The 5601-nt window shown below is 64.0% G+C and carries 4 protein-coding genes; 1 reads left to right on the forward strand and 3 read right to left on the reverse strand.

The window, feature by feature from the left end; all coding sequences use genetic code 11:
- Nucleotides 1-525: 525 nt before the first annotated feature.
- Genes BFP93_RS02080 through BFP93_RS02090 form a run of 3 tightly spaced genes read right to left on the reverse strand, consistent with a single transcriptional unit; the run spans nt 526 to nt 3251 of the window.
- On the reverse strand, nt 526-1452 hold the full coding sequence (locus BFP93_RS02080; protein ID WP_065891766.1) for a sugar ABC transporter substrate-binding protein: 927 nt from the start codon (nt 1450-1452) through the stop codon (nt 526-528).
- Nucleotides 1453-1470: 18 nt separating this feature from the next.
- Nucleotides 1471-2217, reverse strand: a complete 747-nt coding sequence (locus BFP93_RS02085; protein WP_065891769.1) for a TIM barrel protein — start codon at nt 2215-2217, stop codon at nt 1471-1473.
- Nucleotides 2218-2246: 29 nt separating this feature from the next.
- The gene (locus tag BFP93_RS02090; RefSeq protein WP_065891767.1) at nt 2247-3251 is read right to left on the reverse strand and encodes a Gfo/Idh/MocA family oxidoreductase; all 1005 of its coding nucleotides are present in this window, start codon (nt 3249-3251) and stop codon (nt 2247-2249) included.
- Between the two features lie 173 nt (nt 3252-3424).
- On the opposite strand from BFP93_RS02090, the gene BFP93_RS02095 reads away from it, so the two are divergent.
- Nucleotides 3425-5398, forward strand: coding sequence for a sigma-54 interaction domain-containing protein (locus tag BFP93_RS02095; RefSeq protein WP_065891768.1), 1974 nt, complete (start codon nt 3425-3427; stop codon nt 5396-5398).
- Nucleotides 5399-5601 lie beyond the last annotated feature (203 nt).

The raw sequence follows: 5601 nt of genomic DNA on the forward strand, positions 1-5601 counted from the left end.
GTTGCCCACGGATTCAAGCCTGCGTTCGGCCAGCGTGGTTTAACGGGGCGCCTGAGATCAAAAGCAAAAGCGCGGCGGCCTTAGAGCCGACCGGGATTTTTTGTCGATCCTGGCCAAAATGTGGGAGGGGGCTTGCCCCCGATGGCGGCCTCAGGGCCGACCAGGATGGTGGATGGGGTTGAGTACATATCCGTTTCTGCGGTCACGGCTACTTAGGGTTCCGCCCTGACGGCGGGTCACTTTGGAAAAGCCCCAAAGTAACCAAAGGGCTCTTGCCCCACCACTCGGCACCTCGCCTAGGCTCGGTGTGCCCTCTCTCCGGCTTGAATCCGTGGGCCGCCGCAATGGGCCATCCATGGCCCAGTGCGGCTAACCCGGCGTCCTGCCGGGTTACCCACGGATTCAAGCCTGCGTTCGGCCAGCGTGGTTTAACGGGGCGCCTGAGATCAAAAGCAGATCAAGAGCAAGAGCGGCTCGCTTCGCATCGTGGATACGTTGTTTGTGTGGGAGGGGCTTGTCTTCGATTTATTTGTAGCGTTGCTCGAAGACGGCTACCTGTTCGGGCTTGATCAGCTCGAAAGGCACCCACACCTCCGACTCAATCGGCTCGCCCTTGATCATCCGCACTGCCGCCTGCACGGCCTGGGTCGCCTGGGCTTTGGGGTCCTGGAACACCGATGCGCTGAGCACGCCGCGCCGGATCGCCGCCAGTCCATCGGGCAGGCCGTCGATCCCCACAATCGCCACTTCGCCCTTGGCCTTGCCCGCCTGCTGTAACGCCATGGCCGCGCCAATCGCCATTTCATCGTTGTTGGCCACGATCGCGTCGAACTGGGTGCCCGCCAGCAACCAGTTGCTGGTCAGGTCCATGGCCTTGCTGCGTTGCCATTCGGCGCTTTGCTGCTCAACGATCCTGATGCCCGGAAATTCCTTGAGCACCTGCCTGGCGCCTTCAGTGCGGTCGCGGGTGGCGTTTTGCGCCAGGTCGCCCATGATGATCGCCACGTTGCCCTTGCCGCCGAGTTTTTCCGCGAGATAGCGCATCTGCAATTGCCCGGCCTCAATGTCGTTGGACGCCACCGTGACCACACCCTTGGGCAATGTGCGTTCATCCGGGTGACGGTTGACGTACACCAGCGGGGTGTTGCTGGCGACGGCGGCACGGGTGATGTTGGCGGTGGCGGCGGTGTCCACCGGCAGTACGATCACCGCGTCGACGTTCTGGTTGAGGAAGCCTTCGACCTGATTGAGCTGGCGCACCACGTCGCCCTGGGCGTCCTCGAACTGGATCTGCACGTCCTGTTGCGTGGCGGCCGCTTCAAGGCCGGTGCGCACGTAGGTCATGAAGTTATCGTCGACCCGCGCGATGCTCACGCCGATGCGATACGCGGCAAAGCTTGATTGGCTCAACAGCAGTAACAGTGTGGCCACGATCAATGAATAGCGATGCATGAGCTGTTCCTCTTGTTGTTATAGGGTGAACGCCTGGCGGAAACGCTCCAGGGCCCTGTCGCTGTCGCCGCTGGCCCAGCCTTCCAGGCCGACCACGCCGCTGTAGCCCATGGCATGCAGCGCCCTGGCAATCGCCGGGTAGTGGATTTCGCCGGTGCCGGGCTCCTGGCGTCCGGGCACGTCGGCCACCTGGATTTCTCCGATGGCGGGGCCTGCGCGCTGGATCAGTTCGATCAGGTTGCCTTCGCCGATCTGCGCGTGGTACAGGTCCAGGTTCATCTTCAAATGCGCGCTGCCCACCGCTTCGATCAGGGCCAGGGTGTCGGCGGCACGGGCGAACGGGGTGCCGGGGTGGTCCAGCTCGGTGTTGAGGTTTTCCAGCAGGAACACACGGCCGGCGTCCTCGCCCAGGCGTGCGATCTTTTCCAGGCTCTTGCAGGCGCTCAGCCACATGCGCCCGGAGGTGTGGCTGACGGGCTGCACCGGCAGGCCGCCGTCGCCCAGGCCGGTGCCGTGCAGATTGAGGCTGGGGCAGTTGAGGCGCTCGGCAACGCTCAAGGATTCGCGGGCGCTGTCGAGCAAGTGGCGGATACCGTCAGGGTCGGTGAGCGTGCCGCTGATGTAGCCGGTCATGGAGGTGAAGTCCGCGCCTGTCGCGGCCAGGGCGTTGATGTCCTTGTCTGTCCAACTCCAGATTTCGGCGCTGAAACCGAGTGCATGAATGCGTTTGACCCGCTCCACGAACGGCAGGTCCAGGAACACCATCTCGGCACTGACCGCCAGCTTGAACGGGATCACAGGCTCACCGCCGTGCCTTGCTCGTAGGACTCGATACACGCGCGCGCAATCGCCAGGGCGGCGCGGGCATCTTCACCGCTGGCCAGGGGTTTGGCGCCGCTGCGCAGGCAGTCGACAAAGTGGTTGAGCTCGGCGATGTAGGCGTCGCGCAACAGGTCGGTGTCCAGGCGTTGGGTGTCGGCCTGGATGCCTTGGGCCTGGTAGCGCACCAGGTCGGATGCCTGCACGCCGCCCATGGTCAGCATGCCGGCGCTGCCGAACACTTCACCGCGTACATCGTAGCCATACACGGCCTGGAAGCTGGCTTCGGCGGTGGCAATCGCACCGTTATCGAAGCGGATCGTGACCACGGCGGTGTCGAGCAAGCCTCGGCTTTTGTATTCCGGGGCGATCAGTGCGTCGGCCATCACCTGCACCTGCACCGCTTCGGCATCGGGGTTGAGGTAGCGCAGGGTGTCGAAGTCGTGGATCAGGGTTTCCAGGAAAATCACCCATTGCGGTGAGGCGCCAGGGTTGTTCAGCGCCGGGTCGCGGGTCACTGAACGCAGCAACTGCGGGGTGCCGATGCGTCCTGCGGCCACCTCAAGGTGAGCGCTGCGAAAGCTCTTGGCGAAGCGCCGGTTGAAGCCGACCTGCAGGATCACACGGGCATCGGCCGCGGCGGCGATGGCGCGGTCGGCTTCATCGAGGGTGATGGCCATGGGTTTCTCGCAGAAAATCCCCTTGCCGGCGCGGGCGGCGCTGATCACCAGTTCGGCATGACTGCGGGCGGGGGCGGCGATGAGGATGCCGTCGATGTCCGGGTCGTCGAGCAGTTGCTGTGGGTCGGTGTAGACCTTGTCCACACCCAGCTCCGCCGCCAGACGCGCGGCTTGCCCTGGGGTCGGGTCGGCGATGGCGGCCAGGCAGGCGCCGGGGATGTGGCGGGCGGCCGTCAGGCCGTGGAAGCTGCCCATGCGACCGGCACCGATCAAGCCCAGACGGATGCGTTTGGTATTCATGTGTGACCCCTTTTTATTGTTGGCCTCAGGACAATCCTGGTTGGCAAAGGGGCAGGAGCAAAGGCTGTGCCAGAATATAACTAGCTGATATTTATAGAGTTTAAAAAATATAGTGTTCATTTAAATGACATGTATATGCTGACATGTCTAAAACATGAACATGGAGCCCGCTTATGAGCGCTGCGATCAGTGCGCAAGACCTCGACTACCTGACGGCGCTGGGCCCCGCGGCGCTGAACGATGGCCCGGTCGCCGCGTTGGAAGAGGCGTGGCAGGCCTGTCTGCGCGGCCAGGTGCAACGCCCGCGCGAGGTGCGTCAATTGATCTGGGACTCCTGGCTGCGCAGCCTCGAGGCCGGTATTGATCCGGCCGACAGCGCGTACCGCTTCGTCGCCGCCGACCGCCTGACGGCCACGCTGGCCAGCCACCGCGTGCTGATCGACGCCGCCGCGCAAGTCATGCAGGGCTTGCTGGCGTACAACCCGCGCGGGCATATCAACCTCACCGATGCCGAGGGCACCACCTTGCATTTCTGCGGGCTGGATATCACCCCCGTGGGCAGTCGACTGCTCGAATCGGTGCAGGGCACCAACTGCACCGGCCTGGCGCTGGCTGAAGATCATCTGGTGTATGTGCTGGCCGAAGAAAACTTCGCGGTCGGCCTGCGTCAACGCCGCATGCACTGCGCCGCCGCGCCGATCAAGAACGCCCAGGGCCAGACCCTGGCCGTGCTGACGCTCACCGCCGAACCCGGCTGGTTTCACTTTCATACCCTGGGCACCGTGCAGGCGGCCGCTGAAGCCGTGTCGCGGCAAATGGCGCTGCAGGCGTTGCTGGAGGAACAGCAAACCGTGCTCGAAGTGCTCAACGAAGGCCTCGTGGTGGTGGATGAACGCGGCTGCATCAAGGCGCTCAACCGCTATGCCCGCCAGCTGTTCGGGGTGGGGCTGGAGCTGATTGGCAGTCCCTTCCAGCGCCTGGGCCGCAGTGAATTGAGCGAGGTGCTGGGAGAGGCTGTGCGCGACCTGGATTGCACATTCCACTTGCATGACCGCAGCCAACTCGCCTGCCTGGTCTCGGTGTGCCCACTGGAGCAGGGCGGGGTGATCGTGTCGCTGCGCGAAAACCGGCGCATCCGTGAAATCACCCGGCGCATTGTCGGCACCCAGGCGCGGTATACCTTCGACACCATCCAGGGCACCTCGCGGGCGATCCAGGACGCGCTGCACCTGGGGCGCATCGCCAGCCGCAGTGATTCCACCACGCTGATTCTCGGGGAAAGCGGCACCGGCAAGGAGTTGTTCGCCCAGGCTATCCATAACGCCAGCGAGCGTTGCCAAGGCCCCTTCGTGGCGGTCAACTGCGGTGCGATACCACGGGACCTGGTGCAGAGTGAACTGTTCGGGCATGTCGAGGGCGCGTTCACCGGCTCGGCCCGTGGCGGCTCGGCGGGCAAGTTCGAGCTGGCCGATGGCGGCACCATCTTCCTGGATGAGATTGGCGACATGTCCTTCGACGCCCAGGTCAGCCTGTTGCGGGTGTTGCAGGAAGGTGAAGTCGCGCGGGTCGGCGCAAAAAGCGCACGCCAGGTGGATGTGCGCATCATCGCCGCCACCCACCGCAATCTCAGCCAGGCAGTGGCCGACGGCGCGTTTCGTGAAGATCTTTATTACCGCCTGAATGTGCTGAACCTGACGGTGCCGCCGCTGCGGATGCGCCGCGAAGACATCCCGCTGCTGGCGCGGCACTTCCTCAAGCGCTGCGCGCGCTCGTTGCGTAAAACGGTGCAGGGCTTCGCGCCGGACGCGCTGGCCTTGCTTTGCGCCCATGCCTGGCCGGGTAACGTGCGCGAACTGGAAAACGCCATCGAACGGGCAACCAACCTGGCCATGGGCGAGTTGATCCAGCCGGGCGACTTGCCGTTGGACAGCAAGCCCCGTGCCCTGGCCCAGGGCTATGCGCCGCAACCCACCCAGGACCTGAGCAGCCACGAAATGCATGCCATCGTCGCCGCGCTGAAAAGCACCGGTGGCAATATCCGCCTGGCCGCCCGGCAGTTGAACGTGTCCCGGGGCGGGCTGTACAACAAGATGACTCGGTTCGGGTTGAATGCCGGGGATTTTCGCAGGCCGGTGGGCGGTTACTAATGTGGGAGGGGGCTTGCCCCCGATGGCGATGTGTCAGTCACTGATGTACTCACTGACTCTCCCTCATCGGGGGCAAGCCCCCTCCCACATTTGGATCGCGGATCGGCAAAAGATACCGGTCGGCTCTAAGGCCGCCGCGCTTTTGCTTTTGATCTCAGGCGCCCCGTTAAACCACGCTGGCCGAACGCAGGCTTGAATCCGTG

Source organism: Pseudomonas sp. 44 R 15, from assembly GCF_900004965.1.
Classification (GTDB): Bacteria; Pseudomonadota; Gammaproteobacteria; order Pseudomonadales; family Pseudomonadaceae; genus Aquipseudomonas; species Aquipseudomonas orientalis_A.

Coding starts and splice junctions, on each gene's coding strand:
- BFP93_RS02085 (WP_065891769.1), bottom strand. CDS start 2,217: ATGGTGTTCCTGGACCTGCCGTTCGTGGAGCGGGTCAAACGCATTCAT.
- BFP93_RS02095 (WP_065891768.1), top strand. CDS start 3,425: ATGAGCGCTGCGATCAGTGCGCAAGACCTCGACTACCTGACGGCGCTG.
- BFP93_RS02080 (WP_065891766.1), bottom strand. CDS start 1,452: ATGCATCGCTATTCATTGATCGTGGCCACACTGTTACTGCTGTTGAGC.
- BFP93_RS02090 (WP_065891767.1), bottom strand. CDS start 3,251: ATGAATACCAAACGCATCCGTCTGGGCTTGATCGGTGCCGGTCGCATG.